The organism is Nocardioides sp. CF8 (assembly GCF_000389985.1).
Classification (GTDB): Bacteria; Actinomycetota; Actinomycetes; order Propionibacteriales; family Nocardioidaceae; genus Nocardioides; species Nocardioides allogilvus.
In genome coordinates, this window is the sequence record NZ_CM001852.1 from 1,964,538 (window position 1) to 1,990,589 (window position 26,052).

General features: G+C 70.9%; 23 protein-coding genes, 1 tRNA gene and 1 riboswitch. Of the genes, 8 read left to right on the forward strand and 16 right to left on the reverse strand.

Translation table 11 applies throughout. From position 1 onward, the window contains the following. The first annotated feature begins 8 nt into the window (after positions 1-8). Together CF8_RS09610 and CF8_RS09615 are read left to right on the forward strand one after the other, a co-directional pair. Complete coding sequence (locus CF8_RS09610; protein WP_010832925.1) at positions 9-1,169, forward strand: exonuclease SbcCD subunit D; 1,161 nt, start codon at positions 9-11, stop codon at positions 1,167-1,169. Continuing rightward, positions 1,169-4,168 (forward strand): AAA family ATPase, encoded by a 3,000-nt coding sequence (locus CF8_RS09615; protein ID WP_010832926.1) that lies wholly within the window; start codon positions 1,169-1,171, stop codon positions 4,166-4,168. Before CF8_RS09610 ends, CF8_RS09615 begins: the two co-directional genes overlap by 1 nt. Before the next feature lie 6 nt (positions 4,169-4,174). Here CF8_RS09615 and CF8_RS09620 read toward each other — a convergent pair whose 3' ends face one another. Then, positions 4,175-4,870 carry a sulfotransferase domain-containing protein gene (locus tag CF8_RS09620; protein WP_010832927.1) on the reverse strand — a complete coding sequence of 232 codons (696 nt, stop codon included), beginning with the start codon at positions 4,868-4,870 and terminating at the stop codon, positions 4,175-4,177. Between the two features lie 35 nt (positions 4,871-4,905). Between CF8_RS09620 and CF8_RS09625 the strand changes: the two genes are divergently transcribed. The 3 genes from CF8_RS09625 to CF8_RS09635 all read left to right on the forward strand — a co-directional run bounded on the left by CF8_RS09625 (position 4,906) and on the right by CF8_RS09635 (position 9,133). Continuing rightward, on the forward strand, positions 4,906-6,414 hold the full coding sequence (locus CF8_RS09625; RefSeq protein WP_010832928.1) for a TldD/PmbA family protein: 1,509 nt from the start codon (positions 4,906-4,908) through the stop codon (positions 6,412-6,414). After that, positions 6,414-7,805: a metallopeptidase TldD-related protein gene (locus CF8_RS09630; protein ID WP_010832929.1), complete on the forward strand. Its 1,392-nt coding sequence runs from the start codon at positions 6,414-6,416 to the stop codon at positions 7,803-7,805. Before CF8_RS09625 ends, CF8_RS09630 begins: the two co-directional genes overlap by 1 nt. Before the next feature lie 101 nt (positions 7,806-7,906). Further along, positions 7,907-9,133, forward strand: coding sequence for a hypothetical protein (locus tag CF8_RS09635; protein ID WP_051204184.1), 1,227 nt, complete (start codon positions 7,907-7,909; stop codon positions 9,131-9,133). 22 nt (positions 9,134-9,155) lie between these two features. On the opposite strand, the gene CF8_RS09640 is transcribed toward CF8_RS09635, so the two are convergent. The 13 genes from CF8_RS09640 to CF8_RS09700 form a co-directional block, all read right to left on the reverse strand. Next, positions 9,156-10,487, reverse strand: coding sequence for a serine hydrolase domain-containing protein (locus CF8_RS09640; RefSeq protein WP_010832931.1), 1,332 nt, complete (start codon positions 10,485-10,487; stop codon positions 9,156-9,158). Then, entirely contained in the window at positions 10,484-13,324 is a 2,841-nt protein-coding gene (gene gcvP, locus CF8_RS09645; protein WP_010832932.1) for an aminomethyl-transferring glycine dehydrogenase, read from the reverse strand. The genes CF8_RS09640 and gcvP overlap by 4 nt, the downstream gene beginning before the upstream one ends. Positions 13,325-13,394: 70 nt before the next feature. Continuing rightward, positions 13,395-13,515, reverse strand: a riboswitch (glycine riboswitch). 48 nt (positions 13,516-13,563) lie between these two features. Then, entirely contained in the window at positions 13,564-14,148 is a 585-nt protein-coding gene (locus CF8_RS09650) for a MerR family transcriptional regulator (protein WP_051204440.1), read from the reverse strand. Positions 14,149-14,354: 206 nt separating this feature from the next. Continuing rightward, positions 14,355-14,822, reverse strand: a complete 468-nt coding sequence (locus tag CF8_RS09655; RefSeq protein ID WP_010832934.1) for a bifunctional nuclease family protein — start codon at positions 14,820-14,822, stop codon at positions 14,355-14,357. A 42-nt stretch (positions 14,823-14,864) separates the two neighbouring features. After that, positions 14,865-15,593 carry a transcriptional regulator FtsR gene (gene ftsR / locus CF8_RS09660; RefSeq protein WP_010832935.1) on the reverse strand — a complete coding sequence of 243 codons (729 nt, stop codon included), beginning with the start codon at positions 15,591-15,593 and terminating at the stop codon, positions 14,865-14,867. Between the two features lie 3 nt (positions 15,594-15,596). Then, positions 15,597-16,133, reverse strand: a complete 537-nt coding sequence (locus tag CF8_RS09665; RefSeq protein WP_036490683.1) for an FHA domain-containing protein — start codon at positions 16,131-16,133, stop codon at positions 15,597-15,599. A 127-nt stretch (positions 16,134-16,260) separates the two neighbouring features. After that, a complete protein-coding gene (gene gcvH / locus CF8_RS09670) occupies positions 16,261-16,647 on the reverse strand; it encodes a glycine cleavage system protein GcvH (protein WP_010832937.1) in 387 nt (128 codons plus the stop codon). A gap of 36 nt (positions 16,648-16,683) precedes the next feature. After that, positions 16,684-17,505: a DUF881 domain-containing protein gene (locus CF8_RS09675; RefSeq protein ID WP_010832938.1), complete on the reverse strand. Its 822-nt coding sequence runs from the start codon at positions 17,503-17,505 to the stop codon at positions 16,684-16,686. Continuing rightward, positions 17,498-17,830 carry a small basic family protein gene (locus CF8_RS09680; RefSeq protein WP_010832939.1) on the reverse strand — a complete coding sequence of 111 codons (333 nt, stop codon included), beginning with the start codon at positions 17,828-17,830 and terminating at the stop codon, positions 17,498-17,500. The genes CF8_RS09675 and CF8_RS09680 overlap by 8 nt, the downstream gene beginning before the upstream one ends. Beyond that, positions 17,827-18,711 carry a DUF881 domain-containing protein gene (locus CF8_RS20900; RefSeq protein ID WP_010832940.1) on the reverse strand — a complete coding sequence of 295 codons (885 nt, stop codon included), beginning with the start codon at positions 18,709-18,711 and terminating at the stop codon, positions 17,827-17,829. The genes CF8_RS09680 and CF8_RS20900 overlap by 4 nt, the downstream gene beginning before the upstream one ends. 2 nt (positions 18,712-18,713) lie before the next feature. Continuing rightward, a complete protein-coding gene (locus tag CF8_RS09690) occupies positions 18,714-19,349 on the reverse strand; it encodes a CDP-alcohol phosphatidyltransferase family protein (protein ID WP_010832941.1) in 636 nt (211 codons plus the stop codon). Between the two features lie 43 nt (positions 19,350-19,392). Then, positions 19,393-20,460, reverse strand: a complete 1,068-nt coding sequence (locus CF8_RS09695) for a hemolysin family protein (protein ID WP_010832942.1) — start codon at positions 20,458-20,460, stop codon at positions 19,393-19,395. Next, positions 20,453-21,802 carry a hemolysin family protein gene (locus tag CF8_RS09700; RefSeq protein WP_010832943.1) on the reverse strand — a complete coding sequence of 450 codons (1,350 nt, stop codon included), beginning with the start codon at positions 21,800-21,802 and terminating at the stop codon, positions 20,453-20,455. Before CF8_RS09700 ends, CF8_RS09695 begins: the two co-directional genes overlap by 8 nt. A 182-nt stretch (positions 21,803-21,984) precedes the next feature. On the opposite strand from CF8_RS09700, the gene CF8_RS09705 reads away from it, so the two are divergent. Both CF8_RS09705 and CF8_RS09710 read left to right on the forward strand, forming a co-directional pair. Continuing rightward, on the forward strand, positions 21,985-23,406 hold the full coding sequence (locus tag CF8_RS09705; protein WP_157953230.1) for a sulfatase family protein: 1,422 nt from the start codon (positions 21,985-21,987) through the stop codon (positions 23,404-23,406). Positions 23,407-23,509: 103 nt separating this feature from the next. After that, positions 23,510-23,583, forward strand: a tRNA-Pro gene (locus tag CF8_RS09710). A gap of 171 nt (positions 23,584-23,754) precedes the next feature. Here the strand turns inward: CF8_RS09710 and CF8_RS09715 are convergent. Together CF8_RS09715 and CF8_RS09720 are read right to left on the reverse strand one after the other, a co-directional pair. Next, positions 23,755-24,162 carry a hypothetical protein gene (locus CF8_RS09715; protein WP_036490684.1) on the reverse strand — a complete coding sequence of 136 codons (408 nt, stop codon included), beginning with the start codon at positions 24,160-24,162 and terminating at the stop codon, positions 23,755-23,757. Positions 24,163-24,345: 183 nt separating this feature from the next. Then, the gene (locus tag CF8_RS09720; RefSeq protein ID WP_036490685.1) at positions 24,346-25,110 is read right to left on the reverse strand and encodes an SDR family oxidoreductase; all 765 of its coding nucleotides are present in this window, start codon (positions 25,108-25,110) and stop codon (positions 24,346-24,348) included. Positions 25,111-25,208: 98 nt separating this feature from the next. Between CF8_RS09720 and CF8_RS09725 the strand changes: the two genes are divergently transcribed. Then, complete coding sequence (locus CF8_RS09725) at positions 25,209-25,976, forward strand: enoyl-CoA hydratase family protein (RefSeq protein WP_010832947.1); 768 nt, start codon at positions 25,209-25,211, stop codon at positions 25,974-25,976. The last annotated feature ends 76 nt before the right edge of the window (positions 25,977-26,052 follow it).

The window sequence follows — 26,052 nt, forward strand, 5'->3', positions numbered from 1 at the left end:
TTCGTCCCATGCGTATCCTGCACACCTCCGACTGGCACCTGGGGAGGTCCTTCCACCGTGAGGGGCTCCTCGGCCACCAGGGCGTGTTCATGGACCACCTCCTCGACGTCATCGAGACCGAGCGCGTCGATGTCGTCGTCGTCGCGGGCGACATCTATGACCGGGCGCTGCCGGCCGTCGACGCCGTGCGCCTCGCCGACGAGACCTTCGCCCGGCTGGCCGCATCTCGGGCCGCCGTGGTCGTCACCAGCGGCAACCACGACTCCGCCCAGCGGCTCGGCTTCGGCAGTCGCCTGATCGACGCGGCGGGCGTGTTCATCCGCACCGACGCCGCGTCCGTCGGCACCCCCGTCCTGCTCGGCGACGAGCACGGCCCGATCGCCTTCCACGGCCTTCCCTACCTCGACCCGACCGCGATGATCGAGCCGTGGGGCCTGCCGGGGCGTTCGCACGAGATCGTGCTGCGCGAGGCGATGCGCCGCGTCCGCGCCGACCTCGACACGCGTCCGGGAGCCCGCTCCGTCGTGCTCGCGCACGCCTTCGTCGCCGGTGCACAGCCGTCGGAGTCCGAGCGAGACATCAGCGTCGGCGGCGTGAGCCGGGTGCCGACGGGCGTCTTCGACGACATCGACTACGTCGCGCTCGGCCACCTCCACGGCCGCCACACCCTCGAGCACCACATCCGCTACAGCGGCTCCCCGCTTGCCTACTCCTTCGGCGAGGCCGACCAGGTCAAGGGCAGCTGGCTGGTCGACCTCGGCCCGCTGGGCGCGAGCGCTGCCCACTTCATCGAGGCGCCGGTGCCACGACGCCTCGCCCGTCTCAGCGGTGACCTCGAGACGCTGCTGGGCGACCCCGACCTGCACTCCCACGAGCACGACTGGGTGCAGGTGACGCTGACCGACCAGCTGCGGCCTGCGCAGGCCATGGAGCGGCTGCGTCGTCGCTTCGAGCACACCTTGGTTCTGTCGTTCGCGCCGACCGGTGCGGCTCCGGCCGCTCTCCCCGTCGCCAGCGTCGCGGGCCGACGCGACCATGACATTGCGCTCGACTTCGTGGCCGAGCTGCGCGGCGTGCCCGCGACCCCCGCCGAGTCGGCGCTCCTGCTCGACGCGTGCGACGCATGCTGCGACGACACCGATCTCGACGTCCTCGTGGGTGACGGCTGATGCGCCTGCACTCCCTGTCGATCACCGCCTTCGGACCGTTCGCCGACACCGTCGAGGTCGACTTCGACTCGTTGTCCGACTCCGGGCTGTTCCTGCTCAGCGGTCCCACGGGCGCGGGCAAGTCGAGCGTGCTCGACGCCGTCTGCTTCGCGTTGTACGGCGACGTCCCCGGTGATCGCAGCACCGCCGCTCGGCTCCGGTGCGACCAGGCGGGCGACGGCGTCGCACCCCGGGTCCGGCTGGAGGTGACGCTGTCCGGTCGCCGCTTCCGGATCGAACGCTCGCCGAAGTGGGAGCGCCCGAAGAAGCGTGGCACCGGCATGACCACCGAGCAGGCCTCGGTCGTGCTCAGCGAGCACCGCCCCGATGGCTGGCAACCGCTCTCCACCCGCCTGGACGAGACCGGCCACCTCGTGACCGGGCTCGTCGGACTCACGCTGACGCAGTTCTGCCAGGTGGCGATGTTGCCGCAGGGGCGCTTCCAGGCTTTCCTGCGGGCCCGGTCCGACGAGCGGCACGCACTCCTGCGGCAGGTGTTCCGCACCGGACGCTTCGACCGGATCGAGCAGTGGCTGCGCGACCGGCGACTGGACCTGCAGCGGAGCTCCGCTGCCCACGGCCGCACGGTCGCCCACCTGGCCGGCCGCGTGAGCGAGACGGCGCGCCAGCCGCTGCCGACGGCGTGGGACATGTCCGACCTCTCGCTGGAAGCGTCCGAGGGCGCCGTCACCCGATGGGTCCGCGAGCACCTCGCGGAAGCGACGGCAGACGTCCATGCCTCGGAGGCGGCGCGCATCGACGCCGACCGGCTGGTGCACACCTCGCTGGCGGGCCTCGAGGCCGGCCTCCGCCTCGCCGACCGGCAGGCAGCGCATGCGCAGGCGGCCGATCGGCTGGCCGAGCACGACCATGACTCCCTGACGGACCTGCGCGAACGACTTCGGCGCGCCGAGCGGGCCGAGCCCCTGGCCGAGCTGGAGGCCGCCGCCCGCGACGACCACGCGCTGGCCGGACGCCGGCGGCGCGAGGCCTCGACCCTGACCGCGTCGTGGCTCCGGATCGCGGACGCCGGCCAGGACGATGTGGAAGCCGCTCGACTGCCCGAGGCGCTGGCGGCCGCTCGGCGGGCGCTCGACGAGGCCGAGGCCGCCCACCCCGACGCCGAGCGGCTGCGTGAGCTCACGCGCCTGGGTGACGACCTGACCGGCACGCTCACCGGCGCCGCGGGCGAGGTCGCCCGGTTGTCGACCGAGCTCGAGGCAGCGCCGGTCCTGCTCCGCGAGGCGGAGGACGCGCTCGCCCTGGCCCGAGCGGCGCAGGACCGCCTGCCCACGCTGGCGGTGGCCCTGCGCACGGTGCGCGAGCGCGCCGACGCGGCTGCCGAGCTGGTGGCGGTCACACCCGCGGTGACCGCCGCACGACACGAGCGCGAGGAGGCCCGCGAGCACGCGGCCCGGCTCAAGGAGACCTGGCTGGACATCCGCGAGGCCCGCCTCAACGGCATGGCCGCCGAGATCGCCGGGGCCCTCGTCGTCGGTGCCGACTGTCCCGTGTGCGGCTCCCACGAGCATCCTCGGCCCGCGGTCGCTGCGCCCGGCAGCCCCGATGCCGCCTCCGAGCGCGCTGCGCGCAAGGACGTCGACGACGCGGAGGGCCTGCTGGTCGTCCTCGATGACCGGTTGCGCCAGGCCGAGGCGCTGCACACGCGCTTGCAGACCCTGGCGGACGGCCAGTCGGCCGAGGAGACTGCCCGCGCCCTCACCGACGCGGAGCGTGCCCACGCCGAGACTGCCTCGCTCGCCGCGACGAGCGCCGCCCTGCTCGAGGACGTGACGCGGCGACGAGCAGCCGGCGACGCGCTGCGCACTGCCCGCGACCTGGCGAGACAGCGCCAGAACGACCTCGAGTCGCAGCTCGCGCTGCACCGCGCCGAGCACGACCGCCTGCGCGCGCGCATCGACGAGGTGCTCTCCAACACCGGCTGCGAGACGGTCACCGCGCTGCGCACACTGCGCGCCCGTCAGCTGGACGCGTTGCAGCAGGCCTGCGCCGCCCACGAACAGCTCGCCCTGGCCGAGCGGGACCTCGCCCGTGCCGAGCGGGCGCTGGTCGACGCCGCGGCAGGTGCCGGGTTCGCCTCGGTCGACGACGCGCGTGCGGCCCGGGCGGACGACCGCGCACGCGCGGCGCTGGTCGAGGAGATCGCCCGGATCGACGAAGACCTGCGCGCAGCCCGCGCCGTCACCGAGGATGCGGACCACCGCGAGGCAGCCGCCCTCCCCCGCCCCGACGTCGACGTGCTGACCCGCGACCACGCCGACGCCGAGTCCAGCGCACGCGCGGCGCACGCCCGCCACGACGAGGCGGTGCGTCGCCACGAACGCCTGACGACCCTCGCCGACGAGGTCAGCGTCTCGCTGGCCGCCTGGGCTCCGGTGCGTGACGAGCTGGCGCTCACCGCCCGACTGGCCCACTTCGTCGAGGGCAAGTCCCCCGACAACGCCCTGCAGATGAGGCTCTCGGCCTACGTCCTCGCCCACCGGCTCACCCAGGTCGTCGCAGCCGCCAACGAGCGACTGGCGCGGATGAGCGACCAGCGATACTCCCTCGAGCACACCGGCAAGCGCGGCGCAGGCGAGTCCCGGGGTGGGCTCAGCCTGCTCGTGCGTGACGACTGGTCCGGGGAAGCCCGCGATCCGGCCACGTTGTCGGGCGGCGAGACGTTCGTCGTGTCGCTGGCGCTGGCCCTCGGCCTCGCCGACGTCATCACCCAGGAAGCGGGCGGGGCCGACCTCGACACCCTGTTCGTCGACGAGGGTTTCGGCTCCCTCGACGCCGACACCCTCGACGACGTGATGGACACCCTCGACGGCCTGCGTGACGGCGGCCGAGTCGTCGGGGTCGTGAGCCACGTCGCCGAGATGCAGACCCGGATCCCGAGCCAGCTGCGCGTGACCAAGGGACGTGACGGCTCCCGGGTCAGCGTCTCGATCGGCTGAGCGACCTCAGGGCTGCGTCGACCAGGTCGACACGTCGAGGGCCCAGTCGTCGACCAGCCGGCGCACCTGCGGCCGGTAGAGCACCTCGAGGGAGGCGACGAGCCCCTCCGGCGGTGTCCAGGACGCCTTGCTGCTGGAACCGGACGGCCGGTCGACGTCTCGCAGCGGCACGGAGGCAACGCCGAGCCGCGACCAGACCGCGTCCACCGCGGCCTGCGGATCGGTGCGGACCGACTCGAAGACCATCACCTGCATCCGCTCGCGGCCGACGTGGTGGGCCCACATCTCCAGCTGGTCGGCATAGAAGCCGCTGAAGGTCTGCACCGTCATCGGCACCGGGTAGGGCCACGGCGACTTCGCCCGCGTCGCGGCCAGCCGCATTGCGGAGAGGAACCGCTCGACGGGGTCACGCAGCAGCACCAGCACCGGCACCTCCGGCCCGAGCAGGCGGGCCGCGGTCGCCGGCGCGGACGCGTGGCGCAGGTATTGCGGCGTCCAGTCGCCCCGTCGGATCCCGTCGTCGGGGAACAGGTCGAGGTACGCCGATGCGGGCTCGACGCCGTCGCCGACCTTGTGCAGGAGGTGTTGTTCCTTCTTGCCGTTCAGGCCCACGCCGACCTGCGGGTGCTGCGTCAACAGGTCGGTGAACCACGTCGTCCCGGACCGCTGAGCGCCGATCCCCAGCCACGCCGGTGTCGTCATGCGCGTCACCCTAACGTCATGGTTAGGTTCCACCCATGATCGATCCGACCTTCGCCGCGCTGCCCCACCGGAGTCTCGGTGACGTCGCCCTGGCCCGAGCCGCAGAGCTCGGCGCCTCCCATGCCGACTTCCGCTTCGAGCGGGTCCGCTACCAGTATCTCGGTGCCCGCGACGGGGTGCTGCAGACGGCCAGCGACACGGAGGACGTCGGCTTCGCCGTACGCGTCATCCATCGCGGCGCATGGGGCTTCGCCTCCGGGGTCGTGCTCACCGAGGCGGAGGCCCGACGGGTCGCCGAGACCGCCATCGCCGTCGCCGACGTGGCGGCCGCCATGACGACGACGCCGGTCCAGCTCGCGCCTGAGCCCGTGCACGACGACGTCACCTGGGTCTCGGCCTACGACCTCAACCCGCTCGACGTGCCGACCGCGGAGAAGGCGGCCGTCCTGACGGAGTGGACGACGCGGCTGCGCAAGCACCCGAGCGTCGCGCACGCGACCGCCGACCTGCAGCAGGTCCAGGAGAACAAGTACTACGCCGACCTCGCCGGCACCCGCACCACCCAGCAGCGCGTGCGGTTGCAGCCCGGCTTCGAGGCGATGGGATCCGACGAGTCGTCCGGGGTGTTCGACTCGATGACCTCGATCGCTCCCCCGGTCGCGCGCGGCTGGGAATACCTGACCGACGGGCGCTACGACTGGGACGCCGAGCTGGCCGAGGTGCCCGACCTGCTCGCCGAGAAGCTGGCGGCTCCCAGCGTCGAGGCCGGCAGCTACGACCTCGTCATCCACCCCTCCAACCTGTGGCTGACCATCCACGAGTCGATCGGGCACGCCACCGAGCTCGACCGGGCGCTGGGCTACGAGGCCAACTACGCCGGCACGTCCTTCGCCACCTACGACAAGCTCGGCACCCTGCAGTACGGCTCGCCGATCATGAACGTCACCGGCGACCGGACCCAGCCGCACGGGCTCTCGACGGTCGGCTACGACGACGAGGGCGTCCAGACCCGTGAGTGGGACATCGTCAAGGACGGCGTGCTCGTCGGCTACCAGCTCGACCGCTCCATGGGGCACATGAAGCCGGAGCTGCACGAGGGACGTTCCAACGGTTGTGCGTACGCCGACTCGCCGGGCCACATCCCGATCCAGCGGATGGCCAACGTGTCGCTGCAGGCAGCCCCCGACGGGCCCAGCACCGAGGAGCTGATCAGCCGCGTCGAGCGCGGGATCTACATCGTCGGCGACAAGTCCTGGTCGATCGACATGCAGCGGTTCAACTTCCAGTTCACCGGGCAGCGGTTCTTCAAGATCACCGACGGCCGGCTCGACGGACAGCTCCGCGACGTCGCCTACCAGGCGACCACGACCGACTTCTGGAGCTCGATGGAGGCGGTGGGCGGTCCCGAGACCTGGGTGCTCGGCGGTGCGTTCAACTGCGGCAAGGCCCAGCCTGGTCAGGTCGCTGCTGTCAGCCACGGGGCGCCGACTGCGTTGTTCCGCGGCGTCCGCATCCTCAACACGACCGACGAGGCAGGCCACTGATGAGCGCCACCACCCCGCAGCAGCTGGTCGAGCACGCCCTCGCCACGTCTACGGCAGACGACTGCATCGCGATCGCCTCCGACAGCAGCAGCGCCAACCTGCGCTGGGCCAACAACACCCTGACGACCAACGGCGTGATGGTCGCGGTCGAGGTGACGGTCATCTCGTTCGTGGCGACCGCCGGCGGCATCGCCACCGGCTCGGTCTCCGGCAGCGCGAGCACGCTCGAGCAGGTGACGACGCTGGTCGAGGCGGCCGACGCCGCGGCCCGCTCGGCCACCGCGGCCGAGGACGCCGCGGAGCTCGTCGCCGATCGCACGAGCCCCGACTGGGACGAGGCTCCCGAGCGCACCGGGATCGCCGTCTACGACTCGTTCGCGCCCGCCCTCGGTGAGGCGTTCCGCGCTGCGACCGCGGAGGACCGCCTGCTCTACGGCTTCGTCAACCACGAGATGGTGACCACCTATCTCGGCTCCTCACGCGGGCTGAGGCTGCGGCACGCCCAGCCCACCGGTCACTACGCGTGCACGGCCAAGGACATCGGCCTGAGCCGCAGCGCCTGGGTCGGCGGTGCCACCCGCGACTTCCGCGACGTGGACGCCGCGGCGATGGCCGAGCAGGTGAAGCGGCGCCTGGGCTGGGCGGAACGGCAGATCGAGCTGCCGGCCGGTCGCTACGACACCATCCTTCCCCCGTCGTCGGTGGCCGACCTGATGATCGACGCCTACTGGGGTGCCGGGGCACGCGTCGCGCACGAGGGCGAGTCCGTCTACAGCCGTCCGGGCGGCGGCACCCGCATCGGTGAGCGGATCGTCAAGCAGGGCGTGCACCTCTACTCCGACCCTGCTCTGGCCGGCCTCGGGAGTGCTCCGTTCAACGTCGCCGGAGCTTCCGACAACACCGAGTCGGTGTTCGACAACGGGCTGGCGCTGGCGCGCACCGACTGGATCGCCGACGGCACGCTGGCCGCCCTGCTCCAGACCCGGCACTCCGCCGCCATGACCGGTCAGCCGGTCACCCCGATGATCGACAACCTCGCCCTCGAGGTCGACGGCGGCCGGGGCACCGAGCAGGACCTGGTGGCCGGGATGGAGCGGGGCCTGCTCGTGACGTGCCTGTGGTACATCCGCGAGGTCGATCCGCAGAGCATGCTGCTGACCGGCCTGACACGCGACGGGGTCTACCTCGTCGAGGGAGGCGAGATCGTCGGCGCGGTCAACAACTTCCGCTGGAACGAGAGCCCGATCGACCTGCTCAACCGCTTCTCGCACGCCAGCGCGACGGTGCCGAGCTTCAGTCGGGAGTGGGGCGACGACTACTTCTCCCGCACGGCCACCCCCGCCCTGCGCATCCCCGACTTCAACATGTCGAGCGTCTCGCAGGCCCTGTAGACCCGCCGCGTGAACTTGCTCGTGTTGGTACTTCCCAAGGTGTGACATGCGCCACTACGTTGTCACACGCTCGGGGGCCACTTCACGAACAGGATCACGTCTTGTCCACTTCTCGAATCTCCAGGCGCGCCCTGGCGGTGCTCGGCTCACTCGCCGTCTCACTCTCCGCGCTCGCTGTCGTTCCGGCCCCCGCGCACGCCGACGGCCCGGGCGTCGGGACGCCCTACGTCGTCTCCGTCGGAGAGTCCTACATCTCCGGCGAGGCGGGCCGCTGGGCCGGCAACACCAACCAGGGCTCCTACAAGCACGATGCGCTGGGCTCCACGGCCTACTTCGACAACGATGCCGGCACCGGTGAGACCTACCAGCGCTGCCACCGCAGCCGGTCGGCGGACATCCACATCGGCGGGGTGCTCAGCAAGAACCTCGCCTGCTCGGGCGCGAAGACGACGACGTACACCTCGGACGACGGCTACCTGAAGCCCGGCATCGACTTCTTCGACAACGGCAGCGTGCGCGGCCAGGCCCTCGACCTCCAGAACTTCGCGAAGACGCACAACGTGACGATGGTCGAGGTCTCCATCGGCGGCAACGATTTCGGTTTCGGCGACACGATCGTGGCGTGCATGAGCAACTGGGCCACGTCGCCGTCCTGGTGGAAGAACTACTGCTACGACGACGCGGCTGTGCAGGCGCGTGTGTCCTCCTCGAGCGTCACCACGCGCCGCAACGAGATCGCCCAGGCGTTCGCCAACGTCCGCGCGGCCATGCGCAACGCGGGGTACGGCGACTCCAGCTGGACCCTGCTGGTCCGCAACTACATGTCCCCGCTCCCCCGCGGAGCCGGCATCCGCTACGCCGAGACCGGCTACACCCGCTACGACCTCGGTGGCTGCGGGATCTGGAACAAGGACGCCGACTGGGCCAACGACGTCTACCTGTCGACCATCAACAGCACCATCGACCAGGCGCGCGTGCAGAGCGGGCTGACCAACACCCGCACCCTCAACGTCGCGACCCTGCTCAACGGCAACCGGCTGTGCGAGACGGGCGTCGGCCTGCTGGAGGAGAAGGGGCTCGACACCTGGCGGAGCCCGGGCGCCGTCGACCAGACCGAGTGGGTCAACACCACCCGCGTCGGCACCACGTGCTGCGCCAACAGCCCCTACTACATCCAGGAGTCGTTCCACCCGAACTACTGGGGCCAGCTCGCCCTGCGCGGCTGCGTCCGGGCTGCCTGGAACGGCGGCGCCGTCCGCAGCGGCACCTGCGTGCAGGGCGCCTCGGGGCTGACCGCCAGCGGTGAGCCCAAGGTCGTCCTGCAGTAGCGACGACCCCGGTCCCCGGCGGTCAGGAAGGCCGACCGCCGGGGATCGGGGCGCCGGCCTCGTAGGGCTCACGGGTGAGGATGAACGTGCCGACGTCGAGGTGGGAGACCACGCCGTCGCTGCGGCGTACGACCCTCAGCTCCTCGCCCGCGTGGTAGCCGCGGCTGCCGACGATCCGGCCCTCCTGCGCGACGAACCGCCACTTCTCCACCTGGCCGCGCCGAGCGACGAGGTCACCGCCCTCGCAGGCGAACACGAAGGGTGTGGCGCCCCAGTGCCAGACACCGAGGGCGTCTGCGAGCTCGGCCGGCACCGTCTCGTTGGGGACCCAGGGCCGCGGCAGCGCCGGCTCCCACGCCTCGAGCTCCTCGAGCAGGGCGGCGCCGAAGCCCGCGACCGGCACGCCCGCGGTCCCGTTGACCAGGGCCACGACGCCCGTACGGCGATCGCGGTCGACGAGGCAGATCGCGTGGAACCCCGGCATCGACCCGCTGTGGCCCACGAGCGTGCCCGACCCGCCGCGGAAGATCTGGAAGCCGAGGCCGTGGGCGTAGGCCAGGCCGGCGTGCTCCTCCCCCGCCTGCGGCGTGAACGCCCGCGCCAGGGCCGCCGCACCGAGCACGTCGTCGTGCCCCTCGAGCAGGAACCGGCAGTAGGTCGCGAGGTCAGTGATGGTGCTCCACACCTGGCCGGCCGGCGCCATGGCGGCGGTGTCGGGCAGCGGCTCGGGGATCAGGGTCTGGGCATAGGGGTGCACCGACCAGCCCTCGGCGTGCACGCCGGAGGCCTGGTAGGAGGTGCGCTTCATCGCGAGCGGATCGAGGATGCGCTCCCGCACCGCCTCCCACCACGTCTGCTCGCGCAGCCGGGCCACGACCTCGCCCAGCAGGCCGTAGCCGAGGTTGGAGTAGTGGAACTGCCGGTCGGGGACGAACGCCGCAGCCGTCCCGTCGTTGGCGGCGGCGAGGTCGTCGAACGATCCGCCTTGCGAGCGCTCCCACCAGTCCCCGGCCGGCTCGGCCTGCAACCCGCCGGAGTGGGCCAGCAGCTGCCGGATGGTGCGGTCGGCATAGCCCACGTCGCCGAGCACCGAGGCTGCCGGTGCGTCCAGCGACAGCAGCCCCTCCTCGACCAGCTGGAGCACGAGCACGGCGGTGAGGGTCTTGGTGATCGAGCCGACCTTGTACTGCGTGTCGGTGATAGACCCCGGGACGTCGCCGACGCCGTCGGACCACACCAGGGCGCCGTCGCGCACGATGCCGGCGACGATCGACGGCACCTGCCCGTCCGCCTGGGCCGTGGCGAGGCGCCAGCGCAGGCGGTGGGCGGTGAGGTCGGTGACGGGCGCGCTCACTCCGCGAAGGCCTCGGGCGGCGGGCAGGCGCAGACCAGGTTGCGGTCGCCGTACGCCTGGTCGATGCGGGCGACCGGTGGCCAGTACTTGTCAGGATCGATGCCGGTCGGGAAGACACCGACCTCGCGCGAGTAGGAGCGGTCCCACTCGCCCACGAGAGCCCGAGCGGTGTGCGGAGCGTGCCGTAGCGGGGAGTCCTCCGGGGTCCACTCCCCCGCCTGCACGCGGTCGATCTCGCCCTTGATCGCGATCATCGCGTCGCAGAAGCGGTCGATCTCACCGAGGTCCTCGGACTCGGTCGGCTCGACCATCAGCGTGCCGGCGACCGGGAAGGACATCGTCGGGGCGTGGAAGCCGTAGTCGACGAGCCGCTTGGCCACGTCGTCGACGCTCACGCCGGAGTCCTTGGTCAGCCCGCGCACGTCGAGGATGCACTCGTGCGCGACCAGCCCGCCGTGGCCGCGGTAGAGCACCGGGAAGTGCTGCTGCAGCCGGTGGGCGATGTAGTTGGCCGACAGCACCGCGACCGCGGTCGCCCGGGTCAGGCCGGGGCCGCCCATGAGCCGGATGTAGGCCCACGAGATCGGCAGGATGCCGGCCGAGCCGTAGGGCGCGGCGCTGATCGGGCCGATGCCTTCGCGCTTCTCGGGCTCGGGGTGCATCGGGTGCGAGGGGAGGTACGGCGCCAGGTGGGCCCGCACCGCGACCGGCCCGACACCGGGGCCGCCGCCGCCGTGCGGGATGCAGAAGGTCTTGTGCAGGTTGAGGTGGGAGACGTCGCCGCCGAACTCACCGGGCTTGGCGAAGCCCAGCAGCGCGTTGAGGTTGGCGCCGTCGACGTACACCTGGCCGCCGTGCTGGTGCACGATCCGGCACAGCTCGGTGATGGAGTCCTCGTAGGCGCCGTGCGTCGACGGATAGGTGACCATGATCGCGGCCAGCGTGTCGGAGTGCTTCTCGCACTGGGCCTCGAGATCGGCCAGGTCGACCGAGCCGTCCTCCGCCCCCTTGACCACGACGACCTTCATGCCGGCCATCACCGCGGACGCCGCGTTGGTGCCGTGAGCCGACGACGGGATCAGGCAGACCGTTCGCTCGGTGTCGCCGTTGGCGAGGTGGAAGCCACGGATCGCGAGCAAACCCGCGAGCTCGCCCTGCGAGCCGGCATTGGGCTGGATCGAGACCCGGTCGTAGCCCGTCACCTCGGCCAGCCAGCCCTCGAGGTCGTCGACCAGCCTGCGGTAGCCGGCCGCGTCCTCGGCCGGCGCGAACGGGTGCAGGTCGGCGAAGCCCGGCAGGCTCACCGGCTCCATCTCCGTGGTGGCGTTGAGCTTCATCGTGCAGGACCCGAGCGGGATCATGCCGCGGTCGAGCGCGTAGTCGCGCGCCGAGAGACGCCGCAGGTAGCGCAGCATCTGGGTCTCGCTGTGGTGGCTACCGAAGACCTCGTGGGTGAGGTACGGCGTGTGGCGGGCCACCGGGGCCGGGATCGCACCCTCGGCGGACTGTCCGTCCTCCGTGACGCCGAAGGCCCGCAGGACGCTCGTCACGGTGGACTCGGTGGTGGTCTCCGAGGTGGACAGGGCGACGTGGTCGGCGTCCACGAGACGCAGGTGCAGGCCCAGGGCGCGGGCGGCGGCGACGACGTCAGCGGCGCGACCGGGGACGCTGGCGGTCAGGGTGTCGAAGAAGGTGTCGTTGACCAGCTCCACTCCCCCGGCCCGGAGCGCGGTCGCGATCCGACCGGCGTAGTCGTGGGCGCGCTGGGCGATGGCCTTCAGGCCCTCGGGGCCGTGGTAGACGGCATACATCGAGGCGACGACCGCCAGCAGCACCTGGGCGGTGCAGATGTTGGAGGTCGCCTTGTCCCGGCGGATGTGCTGCTCGCGGGTCTGCAGGGCCAAGCGGTAGGCCGGGCGTCCCTCGGCGTCCACCGAGACCCCGACGAGCCGACCCGGCAGGTGCCGCTCGAGGCCGCTGCTGACGGACATGAAGCCGGCGTGCGGACCGCCGTAGAACAACGGCACCCCGAAGCGCTGCGAGGACCCGACGACGACGTCGGCGCCCATCTCGCCCGGCGCCTCCAGCAGGGTGAGCGCGAGCAGGTCGGCCGCCACCACTGCGAGCGCGCCGCGCTCGTGGGCAGTCTCGATCAGGGGCCGCGGGTCGAGGATCCGGCCGCTGGCGCCGGGGTACTGCACCAGCAGGCCGCTCAGCTCACCGTCGGGCAGGCCGTCCGTGAGGTCGGCGACGACCACCTCGATGCCCATGGCGTCGGCGCGGGTGCGCACGACCTCGATGGTCTGCGGCAGCGCGTCGGCGTCGACGACGAACGGCCCGGCTGCCTTCTTGTTCCCCCGGCGCACGAGCGTCATCGCCTCTGCAGCGGCGGTGCCCTCGTCGAGCAGCGACGAGTTGGCCGTGGGCAGACCGGTCAGGTCGCCGATCACGGTCTGGAAGTTGATCAGCGCCTCGAGGCGGCCCTGCGAGATCTCGGGCTGGTACGGCGTGTAGGCGGTGTACCAGCTGGGGTCCTCCAGCACGTTGCGGCGGATCACGGGCGGCGTGATGGTCGCGTGGTAGCCGCAGCCGATCATTGCCTCGGCGGGCCGGTTCAGCGCGGCGAGCTGGCGCAGCTCCTTGGCTGCGGCCTCCTCGCTCACGGCCTCGGGTAGATCGAGGTCACCAGCGGCCCGGATGCCGCCTGGCACGGCCGCGAGCATCAACGACTCCAGCGAGTCGTGCCCCAGCGCGGCGAGCATCTTGTCGATGTCCTCGGGCCGCAGACCGATGTGGCGGTCGACGAAGGGTGAGTGCGGCGAGGACGGGTCCGTCATGGAGGCTCCCTGGTTGGCGGTCAGCAGGCGGCCTCCCCCTCTGTCAGTCCGGACGGACCTTCAGAGTTGCCTGCTCCGCGCGGTTCGGGTGCCTGAGAGGTTCCGGGGAGGAATTGCCCCTTCGGCGCAACGCACGCGACCACTCCTCCGAGAAGGACCGATCGCGCCGTCGACTCTCCCGCGTGGGATCGTCAGCGACCCCAGCCTACCGTGTCGCCCGGGTCAGGGCAGCGCCCGGCTCAGCCGATCTTGCGCGCGGCACGCCGCGCGGCGAGCTCGTCGCCCGCGACGTCGGTGACGTCCTCGGCCGCACGCTCGCTGGGCAGCTCGGCGAGCGTGCCCTCGATCTCGCGCCAGACGCCACCGATGGCGATGCCGAACACGCCCTGGCCGCCCTGGAGCAGGTCGATGACCTCGTCGTTGCTGGTGCACTCGTAGACGCTGGCGCCGTCGCTCATCAAGGTGACGCGCGTCAGGTCGTCGGTGCCGCGCTCGCGCAGGTGCTGCACGGCGGTGCGAATCTGCTGCAGCGAGATGCCGGCGTCGAGCAGCCGCTTGACGACCTTGAGGATCAAGATGTCGCGGAAGGAGTAGAGCCGCTGCGAACCCGACCCGGTGGCACCGCGGACGGTCGGCTCGACCAGTCCGGTGCGCGCCCAGTAGTCGAGCTGGCGGTAGGTGATGCCCGCGGCGTTGCACGCCGTCGGGCCGCGGTAGCCGGTGTCGCTGGGCAGCGGAGAGACGTCGTCCGCGAAGAGCAGGCCCTGCTCCTCGGCAGCCTCGGCGGCTCGCTCAGCAGCGATGTCCGCACGTGCGGCGGCCAGGCGGTCCTGGTCGTTCTCGTTCACAGCCACAGCGACCCTCCACGGTCCTACTCCGTTGGGCGTAACTCCGGGGGAAGGGGCTGCGGGGAAGAGCAACCACACAGGTGGAGTTACAACAGAGACATTTCAAGGTAGGCCGCGAAGGCGGCCCGGTCAATCATGGGCGCGGCGTGTCGCAACCCTCAACCTCAACCTGAGGGTGAGGGTCACTGCGCTTCGAAGTCCTCGGGTGAGACGTGGTCGAGGAACTCGCGGAAGGCCTCGACCTCGTCCTCCTGCTCGGCCGGCACGGCCAGGCCCGCCTCGTCGAGGACCTCCTCGGCACACACGATCCGGGTGCCCGTGCGCAGCGCCAGCGCGATCGAGTCCGAGGGTCGCGCACTGACCTCCTGGCCGTTGGCGAAGACCAGCTCGGCGTAGAACACCCCGTCACGGACGTCGGTGATGCGCACCTCGCTCAGCTCCTGGCCGGTGGCCTCCAGCACGTTCTTCATCAGGTCGTGGGTCAGCGGCCTTGGCGGGGTGACGCCCTGCTGGGCGAAGGCGATGGCCGTGGCCTCGACCGCGCCGATCCAGATCGGGAGATAGCGCTCTCCCCCGGCCTCGCGCAACAACACGATGGGCTGGTTGGAGGGCATCTCCACCCGGACTCCGATGACGTCTACTTCGCGCACACGTTCACCCTACTCCGCCTCGATCAGGGCACTCGGGCGCCGTCAGGAGCGACGCAGGCCGGACTTGACCAAGGTGGCGTGCAGGCGCACCGACAGGGCGGCGATCTCGCTCACGGCGTCCTCGATGCGCCCCTTCGCGGCGGCGTCGCGGCCACGCTGGAGCGGCGCCACGACCTGCTCGACCAGGCCGACCTCCCGGTCCGCGGCCGTCTTGAACGCGCGCAGGTGGCGCGGCTCGAAGCCGAAGTCGGCCAGCTCGCGGGCCGTCTGCGCCACGACGAGCGCGTCGGTGTCGTAGTGGCCGGTGCCGGCGCGCGGGGAGATCAGTCCGAACTGCTCCAGCTGGACCAGCAGCTCCTCGGAGATCTCGGCGATCTTGATCAGCTCACGACGCGAGAGGCGCACGTCGCTGGTGCTGCGGAAGGACTCCGGCGACGGGAGACCGTCCGGAGCCAGCGAGACCTTGGGCACCGTCGGCACCACGCCGTCGATGGCCGGCGGCTCGAGGCCGCGGTCGATCGCGTCGAGGTGCTCGCCGATCACCTTGTGCGGGAGGTAGTGGTCGCGCTGCATCCGCAGGATGTAGCGGAGCCGGTCGACGTCCTCGCCGCAGAACTTGCGGTAGCCCGACTGGGTGCGCTCGGGCTTGATCAGGCCCTGGTCCTCGAGGAACCGGATCTTGGAGATGGTCACACCCGGGAAGTCACTGCGCAGGTGGTCGAGGACCTGCCCGATGTTCATCCGCGCCCGAGACGCAGCGGCTTCTGCCATCGATCAGCCTGCGGCGCTGGTGAAGAAGACGAGCCGGTACTTGCCGATCTGGACCTCGTCACCGTCGGAGAGCTCGACGGAGTCGATGCGGTCCCGGTTGACGTAGGTGCCGTTGAGGCTGCCAACGTCACTGACGGTGAACGCGTTGCCGTTGCGGCGGAACTCCGCGTGGCGACGCGACACGGTCACGTCGTCGAGGAAGATCTCGCTGTCGGGGTGGCGTCCCGCACCGATCAGGTCGGCGTCGAGCAGGAAGCGGCTGCCGGCGCTCGGGCCGCGCTGCACGATCAGCAGGGCGTGCCCATCGGGCAGCGCGTCGACGGCTGCGGCGTCGACCGGGCTGAGCTTGCGGTCCGAGGTGTCGGTCGGCGTCGTGACCCCGAAGGTGATCGTCGCGGTGGCGTCGGTCGCCGGCACGGCGCCCTCCGGACCACCGGTGGCGGGCGCGTCGGCGTCGTCGGTCACCAGGCGCGTGCCGCACTGCGAGCAGAACCGCGCGTCGTCCGGGTTCTGCTTGCCACAGGCGGTGCAGAACGGCATGAAACCTCCTCGGTTGCCAGGTCCCCACGGTCGGATCACTGGCGCGAAACTCAACTCTGACTACTGATTCGAACCTATCAGCCGCACCATGCCCGGCGCGGCACGTCGAGGCGATCAGTCAGGTCGATCAGCCTTCGAGGCCGGCCTGGTAGGCCGCTGCGTCCATCAGGGCGTCGACGGCCCCGGCGTCGGTCGGGACGACCTCGAACAGCCAGCCAGCGGCGTACGGGTCGGTGTTCACGAGTTCGGGCGTCGCGTCGAGCGACTCGTTGCGGGCCACGACCTCACCGGTGAGCGGCGCATAGACGTCGCTGACGGACTTGGTCGACTCGAGCTCGCCGCACGTCTCGCCGCCGGTGACCTGCTCCCCGACCTCAGGGAGCGAGACATAGACGATGTCGCCGAGCGCGTCCTGGGCGAAGTGCGTGATGCCGATCCGAACCGATCCCTCGGCCTCGCCGGGGCTGCGCACCCACTCGTGCTCACTGGTGTACTTCAGGTCCTCGGGATACACGGTGACTCCTTCTCCTCGGCTCGGTTGTGCGGAAGGCTACTGGCCCGGGTCCGCTTCGGCATTCACGGGGCGCTCCGGATCGCGGATGCTCTCGATGTCGAGCGACTCGAGCTCGGTGACCTCCACTGACGCGCCGTCGAACTCGAGCTGCTCGATGGGCCCGTTCTCGAAGGTCATCGCGCTGCGCAGCGCGTGCGGGTCGCCGATCACGTCGATGACGTAGGGCGGCTCGAGGAGGTTGCCGTCGAGCTCGATGCCACCGACGACCGTGTTGAACGAGCTCTGCGCGGCCAGCCGGTGGGTGTCGTTGAACTCCATCGCCTCGGCGTCGGCCGTGCGCATCTCCTGGACCAGGTCGAGCAGGGAGGTGAGCGTGGGCCGGCCGGTGTCCTCCTCGATCCGGATCCGGATGCCCGGACCGGTCACGGGGACGAGCCCGGCGATGATGTTGAGCGTCTCCACCCGCTCTTCGGTGGCCGCGAGCGCAGCCTTGCGACTGGTCGACTCGGACTGGAGCTGGTCACGGGTGTTCTCGAGCCGGTCGACCTCGCGACGTGCACGCTCGGCGGTGCCGGTCAGGGCATCGAGGATCTCGATGAGGTCCTGCTCGCGCAGGCCGGCGTAGGTGTTGTCCTGCTCGTTGTTGTTGACCTGCACCACGGCCGAGAAGCCGAGCACGGCCAGCAGGACGCCGACGATCGCCTGGGCGCGGGTGGGTCGGCGCATCGTGGCCAGCAGCCGGTCACGCCCGGTCTCGGGCGGCGCGTCGTCCGGACGCGGATCGCTCGAGCCAGTGGGCCTCAGCTCGCGGCCCGGCGGGTCGTCGGCAGGCAGCTCGTCGGGGATCTCGTCAGGCATGGAACAGGTGGCGGCGAATGGCCGCGGCGTTGGAGAAGATCCGGATCCCGAGCACCACCACGACACCGGTCGTGAGCTGTCCACCGACCCCGAGCTTGTCGCCGAGGAAGACGATCGCGGCCGCGATCACGACGTTGCTGACGAACGAGACGACGAACACCTTGTCGTCGAAGATGCCGTCGAGGAAGGCGCGCAGTCCGCCGAACACGGCGTCCAGGGCAGCGACGACCGCGATCGGGAGATAGGGCTCGAGCACCAGCGGCACGTCAGGGGCGAAGACGAGCCCGGCCAGGATGCCGAGCAACAGTCCGAGGGCGGCGATCACGGGGTGGCTCCTTCCTCGTCGAGGCGTCGGTCGTCGGTGGTCGAGGGCTCGCGCGCCTGCCGCAGGGGCCGCAGGGTTGCGGCGGGCAGCCGGAGCTCATCGACATTCTGCGGCACGTAGGAAAATCCGAGGGTACTGACCCGGGTGAACCACTCCAGTCCGGCGCTGGACTCGAGCAGGCGCGCCTGCAGGGTGCCGGGATCGCCGATGGCTTCGACGACGTAGGGCGAGGTCAGCGGGCGTCCGTTGATGTGGATGGCACGGCTGGTGTTGCGGATGCCGCCCAGGGCGACGATGCGCTCACCGTCGACGGCGATCGCCTCGGCGCCGGCGGTCAGCAGCCCGTTGACGAGGAGTGCGAGGTCCTCGTCGCGGAGCTCGTCGTTGGGGACGGCGGCGGGCGCGCTGTCGATGTTGATCCGCACGCCCGGCCCGCGGACCGGGACGTAGCCGGTTCGGACCTCGAGGCGCTGACGGCGGCTGGCCAGGGTGGCGGCCTCCGCGCCCAGCTCCGCGTTGGTGTCGTCGAGCGCGAGGGTCTCGTCGGTGAGCGTGCGGATCTGCGCCTGGAGGTCGCCCACCTCGGCCCGACCGGACTCGATCTGCCTGATCAGCGCAGCGCGGCTGAGCTCCTGCACCTCCGAGTCGCGGGAGGTCTGGACGGTCACGATCGTGGCCAGCGCGCCGAAGGTGGCCACGACCAGCGCCGTGCTCCACACCCGCGACCGCGGACGCTGCGGCTCGGCGGTGACGGCGCGGCGGGCAGCGACGTGGGCGTAGTCCTCGTCGAGCGAGCGCTCGGTGATCAGCGTCAGCAACGGGGTCGTGACGTGGTGCGGCAGCGGCGCCGGCCGACCACGTGTCTCGGTGAGGTCGGGCACGATCAGGCCTCGGGCTGTGCCGGCGACCGGGGTCGGCGCGGGGTGACGCGCAGCAGCTTGCGGACCTGCCAGGCGTAGAGCACACCGGCCCACCAGTAGAGGCCGATGCCCCAGAAGGCGAAGGCCCACCCGAAGACCTGCGCCATCGTCGGCAGGACGCCGGTGCCCTCCCCCAGCAGCAGCAACGGGAAGGCGTAGAGCAGGTTGAAGGTGGCGGCCTTGCCCAGGAAGTGCACCGGCAGGGCGCTGTAGCCGCGGGTGCGCAGCAGCGGCACCAGTCCCCACAGGAGCAGGTCGCGCAGCGGCAGGATGATCGCCACCCACCACGGGATGATGTCGCGCAGCGCGAGGCCGATCACGACCGCGAGGATGTAGAGCCGGTCGGCCACCGGGTCGAGGATCTCGCCGAGGCTGGAGAACTGGTCGAGCCGGCGGGCGAGATAGCCGTCGAGGAAGTCGGTGACGCCCGAGATCATGAGGACGGCGAGGGCCCAGCCGTCGGCTTCCGGCCCCAGCACCAGCCACAGGAAGAGCGGGACGCCCGCCAGCCGCAGCATGCTGAGGATGTTGGGGATCGTCCACACGCGCGAGAGCCCGGTTGTCTGTCCGGTCTGCTCCTGCACTGAATCGCCTGCCATCGGGGTTGCCGTCTGTGGACGTGGGTGTCGCTGCGACCTCACCTTATCCAGCCTCGCCCGTGCTTCCGGCCCACTCGTGGTGCGAGCCGTCGCGGATCTCTCCGACGAGCTCCTCGAGCACGTCCTCCAGCGTGACCAGTCCGAGGACCGTCCCCTCCCGCGTGACGACCCGCGCCATGTGGGCACCGCGACGCTGGAGGTTCTCCAGCGCTTCGTGCAGCACGTCGTCGGGCCCCACCGTGGCCAGCGGGCGCACCCACTTGTCGTCGATGGGGCGTTGCCGGCGCGTCTCGTCGCTCTCGAGCACGTCCTTGATGTGGAGGTAGCCCTGGAAGGTGCCGTCGGCGGTGGTGACCGGGAACCGGCTGAAGCCCGTCGCCGCGCAGAGCGCCTCGACGTCGGCCGGCGTGGAACCGGTCAGCACGGTGCTGAGTCCCTCGACCGGCATCAGCACCGCCGTGACCATCTTCTCGGTGAAGCCGAGCGCTCCCGAGAGCCGGTCGTACTCGTCGGCCGCGATCATCCCCTCGCCGCGCGACTCCTCCACCAGCGCTGCCACTTCCTCGCGGGTGTAGCTCGAGCTGACCTCGTCCTTCGGCTCGATCCCGAGCAGCCGCAGGATGCCGTTGGCGGTGAGGTTGAGGAGGCTGATGAAGGGGCGCAGCAGGGTCACGATCACCATCATCGGCGGGCTGAGCACCAGCGCGGCGCGATCAGGTCCGGCCAGGGCGATGTTCTTGGGCACCATCTCGCCGAGCACGACGTGCAGGTAGACCACGATGGACATCGCGATCACGAAGGACACCGGGTGCAGCGCGGCGTCCGGCACGTGCAGGGCGTGCAGGACGGGTTCGAGGAGGTGGGCGACTGCCGGCTCGCCGACGGCACCGAGGCCGAGCGAGCAGACCGTGATGCCGAGCTGCGCGCCGGCCATCACCAGGGAGACGTGCTCCATGGCCCGCAGCGCAGTGCGTGCGGACCGCGAGCCCTCCTGGGCGCGCGGCTCGATCTGGCTGCGGCGTGCGGACAGCAGCGCGAACTCGGCGCCCACGAAGAACGCGTTGAAGGCCAGCAGCACGACTGCGAGCAGGACTCCCCCGAAGTCACCCATGCGACTCCTCCCCCGTCACCAGTCGCAGCTCGATGCGGTCGACCCGCAGGCCGTCCATCCGCTCGACGGTCAAGGTGGCCAGGTGTTGGCCGGGTTCGTCCGGATCGGTCCTGTCCGGTACGGCGACCTCGACCCGGTCACCGGCGGTCGGGATCTTCCCGAGCTCGCGCATGACGAGCCCGCCGATGGTGTCGTAGTCCTCGTGGTCGGGCAGCTCGACACCAGTGGCGTCCTCGACCTCGTCGGGGCGCAGCAGCCCGGAGAGGCTCCAGCTGCCGTCTCGGCGCTGGCGGGCGCGCGCGCCGAGCCGGTCGTGCTCGTCGGAGATGTCGCCGACGATCTCCTCGACGACGTCCTCGAGCGTGACGACGCCGGCGTGACCGCCGTACTCGTCCAGGACGATCGCCATCTGGAAGCCGTCACCGCGCAGCAGGGACAGCAGCGGGTCGAGCCGCAGGCTGTCGGGCACGACGGTGGGCTTGACCATGATGTGTCGCACCCGCGTGGTCGAGCGCTCGTGCATCGGCAGCGCGACGGCGTGCTTGACGTGGACGGTGCCGACGACGGCGTCCTCGGCGTCGAGGACCGGGAAGCGGGACAGCCCGGTCTGCCGGGTCAGCTCGATCACGGCAGATGCCCGGTCGGTCTCGTCGACGGTGGTGGTGCGCACGCGCGGCGTCATGATCTCGCCGGCGGTGCGGGTGCCGAACTCGACGCTGCGCTCCATCAGCTCGGCCGTCTCGGCGTCCAGGGTGCCCTGGTCGGCGGAGCGCTGCACCAGCGAGGCCAGCTCCTCGGAGCTGCGCGCCGAGCGGAGCTCCTCCTGGGGCTCGATGCCCAAGCGGCGTACGAGTGCGTTGGCGGAGCCGTTGAGCACCCGGATAGGCCCCTTGTTCAGCGCCGTGAAGCCGCGCATGAACCGCTGGGTGTTGCGCGCGGTCTCCAGGGGCATGGCAAGGGCGACGTTCTTGGGGACCATCTCACCGAAGAGCATCGTGAGCACGGTGCCGAGGGTCAGGCCGATGGCGAGCGCGATCGGCGAGACCCAGTCGGCGGGGACACCGGCCGCTTCGAGCGGCGTGTCGACGAGCTGCGCGATCGCCGGCTCGGCCAGGAACCCGACCGCGAGGTTGGTGACCGTGATCCCCACCTGGGCACCCGACAGCTGGGTCGACAGGGTGCGGAGCGCGCGCTGCACGCCCTCTGCTCCCGCATCGCCTGCGGCGGCCGCCCGGTCGACGCTTCCGCGGTCGACGGTGACGAAGGAGAACTCAGCAGCGACGAAGAGCCCACAGATGGCGATCAGCGCCAGCGAGGCGAGCAGAAGTAGCCACGGGGTCACACTTCAGCGTAAGCGAGGACAGGTGAGCAGGCCCCAGTCGGGGCGCTCCCTGCGCTTTGGGTCAGGCGCTCCTCACCCCCTACGCTGTGCCCTTCGGTCGGGGATATCCAAGGGACGCAATGCAGGTGTGGGCACGCAGCGGGACAACCGCTCTGATCGTCCTGCTCCTCGCGGCTTCCGGGGTGACACTGGCAGACGAGGCCACGACGCTGCCCAGCGCCGTACAGGCCGCCGCCGGGTCACCTGCCGCCACGAGCGCCGACGGTCCGGACCGCCCCAACATCGTCTTCGTGATGACCGACGACATGCGTGAGGACGAGCTGCGGTGGATGCCGCACACCCGTGAGCTGCTGGCCGAGCGCGGGATGGACTTCACCGACGCGATCTCCCCTCACCCCCTGTGCTGCCCGGCCCGCGCCCAGCTGGTCACGGGGCAGTACGGCCAGAACAACGGCGTGCAGCACAACGCCGGTCCGTTCGGCGGCTTCCAGGCCCTGGACCCCGCGCACGAGATCAGCTCGTGGTTCAAGCAGGGTGGCTACCAGACCGGCTTCGTCGGCAAGTTCCTCAACGGCTACTCCGCCCGCGACGTCCGCCCCTCGGGCTGGGACCGCTGGGACGCGCTGAGCGCTGGGGTCTACGACTACTTCGACTTCGCGTTCGACAACGACGGCGACCCGCAGTCCTACCGCGACAGCTATGTCACCGACGTCATCGCCGAGCGCACCAACGACACGGTGCGCGAGTTCGCCGAGGAGGACCAGCCCTTCCTCGTCTACTCCTGGCACCTCGCCCCGCACTACCGGCTCAACAACAGCGGGAAGCCCGTGCCGCCGCCGGCGGCGCCCCGGGACAAGGGGCGCTTCGACCGGGCCGTGCCGCCCTCCTTGACCTCCCCCGCCTTCAACGAGCGCAACGTGCTCGACCAGCCCCGGACGTTCCGCTCCCGGCGCCTCGCCGATCCCGGGGTCGTCACGACCGAGCACCGGGCCCGGCTGCGGGCCCTGCAGTCGGTCGACCGCGCGGTCGAGTCGCTGGTCGAGACGCTGCGCAGCGTCGGCGAGCTCAACGACACCGTCATCGTCTTCTCCTCCGACAACGGCTACTCCCTCGGCGAGCACCGCTTCGTCGGCAAGAACGTGCTGACCGACGAGACGCTGCAGGTGCCGCTGCTCGTCCGAGGTCCCGGCGTCGGTGCCGGCACCACCTCCGACCTGCCCGTCACGCTGGTGGACCTGCCCGCCACCTTCACGTCGCTGTCAGCGGTGCAGCCCGGCTGGCTCCTGGACGGCGTCTCCTTCGTCCCGACCCTGCAGGGCATGGACCAGCCCTTCCGGGACACGACGCTGGTCCAGACCGGTGACGACGGTGGCGACGGCTGGGCCTACCGCGGCGTGCGCACCTCGCGCTACCTCTACGGCGTCAACGGCTCCGACGGCTTCCTCTACGACGACCTGCGCGATCCCGACCAGCTGGTCAACCGGTTCGACGACCCGGGCTATGCGGCGATCCGGGCGCTGCTGGAGCAGCGCCGGCTGCAGCTGCTGAGCTGTCGGGGCTGGACCTGCAACGACACCTTCGGCGTGCTGCCCGACCCGCTCTGAGCGGTGCCCTCGCCGAGGGCGACCTGATGCACGACTCCCGCGTGCGCTGCGGTATGGTTTCGCTCGCTCACCGCGTCGGCTCGCCGATCGCGAACTGGGCGTTCGGGCTGTAGCGCAGCTTGGTAGCGCACCTGACTGGGGGTCAGGGGGTCGCAGGTTCAAATCCTGTCAGCCCGACCGAAGAAATTGCAGGTCAGAGGCCGTTTCCGCGAATCGCGGGGGCGGCCTCTTCCTCGTTCTCACCCCCTTGTGCGTGCAGTGTGTGTGCAGCGACCCCTTGTGGAGTGCGCCGCGGGGGCACGAGGGCGCCATGTCGGCAGGGCCGAGCTCTCGCGTGGTCGTCATCCCCTACCTGCAGAAGCCGTGCACGGTCAGCCCGTGGTTGGCGCCGTCGAAGATCTGGTCGAGGGCCTTCCCGACCATCCGCTCCCCCGCATACCGGACCTCACCACCGACTGTGACGACGACGCGCCTCGGGAACTGGCCGGCCATGTCCGCCGGCGCCTCACCCGACCAGCAGTCGTAGGCAACGACCAGGGCCTCAGCGGTCGGATGCTGGGCCTCAGCGACCACCTCACGCTGCTCCTGACCGAAGTACAGCCCACTGTCGATCGCCACAACCGACACAGCGAGGCCGAGGGTCGCGCCCACGAGGAAGGGAACGCGGAAGGCAACAGAGCGGGACATGTGTGGCGTGGGGGCCTGCGCGACGGGGCGCGGCTTGGTGTCGCGGCGTCGGATCAGGGAACGAAGCATCGGGTACTCCCCCGCAAGGGTTGTGCGTGCAGCTGTGTGTGCACACGGCTGGTCATGGGCACAACGGGTGGCCATGACCTATCGGAGTACCAACGACGACGGACACCTCAGCGCTACGTGGTCACCACGTAGAACGGGCGATCACGATCGTGGTTCTTGGGCCCGGCAGGCTCGGTCCCGGCGTCAGCTCCCGGTGCCGACGACTGAGAGGAAGATGGGGGGCTCGCCGCCTCCGTGGCACGCCACGCTGGCGCCGGAGACGTAGGACGCCAGGTCCGAGCCGAGGAACAGGGCAACGTGGCCGACCTCCTCGGGTCGGGCCATCCGGCCGAGCGGGATGGTGCGCTCGATCGCGGCGACGGAGTCGTCGCTGCCGTAGTGCTCCCCGGTCAGCTCGGTGCGGCACAGGCCGACGTTGATGGCGTTGACGCGCACCTTGGGGGCCCACTCCATCGCCAACGACCGGGTCAGTGAGTCGAGGCCGGCCTTGGCGGCGCCGTACACCGCAGTGCCGGGCGACGGGCGCAGGGCGCTGATGGAGGAGATGTTGACGATCGCGCCGCCGTGCTCCTGGCGCTGCATGACTGCGTTGGCCGCCTGCATCGCCACCAGCGGGCCCGTGAGGTTGAGACCCAGGACCTTGTCGTGGAAGCGCGGCGAGGCGTCGGCCGCCAGGGCGTACGGCGCACCGCCGGCGTTGTTCACCAGGACGTCGAGTCGTCCGTGCTCGGCGACCACGGCGTCGACGCTCGCGCGCACCGACTCGGGGTCGCGCACGTCGCACTGCACGTGGGACGTCCCGGGCTCGAGCACCTCCACGGCGGAGCGGGCGAGGGTCACGACGTGCGCGCCGGCCGCGACGTAGGCGCGGGTGATGCCGAGCCCGATGCCGCGGGAGCCGCCGGTGACGAGCACGACGCGGCCCGAGAGGTCGATCGACACGGTCATGGAGAGCCTTCCACCTTCGAGTTCCGCAGCAGCGGCTGAACCAAGCAAGTGCTAGGCTACCAAGCAAGTGCTTGGTTTGTCATTCGGAAGGCTCCTCAATGGGCATCTCGTCACACCTCAGGAACGACGGCATCCGCGTCGTCACCGTCGCCTGTCCCCCGGTCAACGCGTTGACCGTGCAGGGCTGGTTCGACCTCGCCACGGCGCTCGACGAAGCCGGAGCGGACCCCGCGACGAAGGTGGTGATCCTGCGCGCGGAGGGCAAGGGCTGGAACGCCGGCGTCGACATCAAGGAGATGCAGAACACCGAGGGCTTCGACGCCCTGATCGGCGCGAACAAGGGCTGCTTCGCCGCGTTCAAGGCGGTCTACGAGTGCCAGGTGCCCGTGATCGCCGCAGTCCACGGCTTCTGCCTCGGCGGCGGCGTCGGCCTGGTCGGCAACGCCGACATCGTGGTCGCCAGCGACGACGCCTGGTTCGGCGTGCCGGAGGTCAAGCAGGGCGCACTCGGCGCTGCCACCCACCTCGCGCGGCTGGTCCCCCAGCACCTCATGCGCACGCTCTACTTCACCGCGCGCACGATCAAGGCCGCCGACCTCGTCCAGCACGGCTCGGTCTACGAGGTGGTCCCCCGCGACCAGCTCGACGACGCCGCCCTCGCGCTCGCAGCCGACATCGCAGACAAGGACACCCGGGTGATCCGGGCCGCCAAGGAGGCGCTCAACGGGATCGACCCGATCGACGTGAACAAGAGCTACCGCTTCGAGCAGGGCTTCACGATGGAGCTCAACCTGCTGGGCGTCAGCGACGAACTCAGAGACACGTTTGTAAATGGGCACAGCGCCGGGACGGAGAAGGCCAAGTGAAGCCACGCGACAAGCAGATGACCATCGACGAGGTGGTCGGCCGGCTGAAGAGCGGCATGACCATCGGCATCGGCGG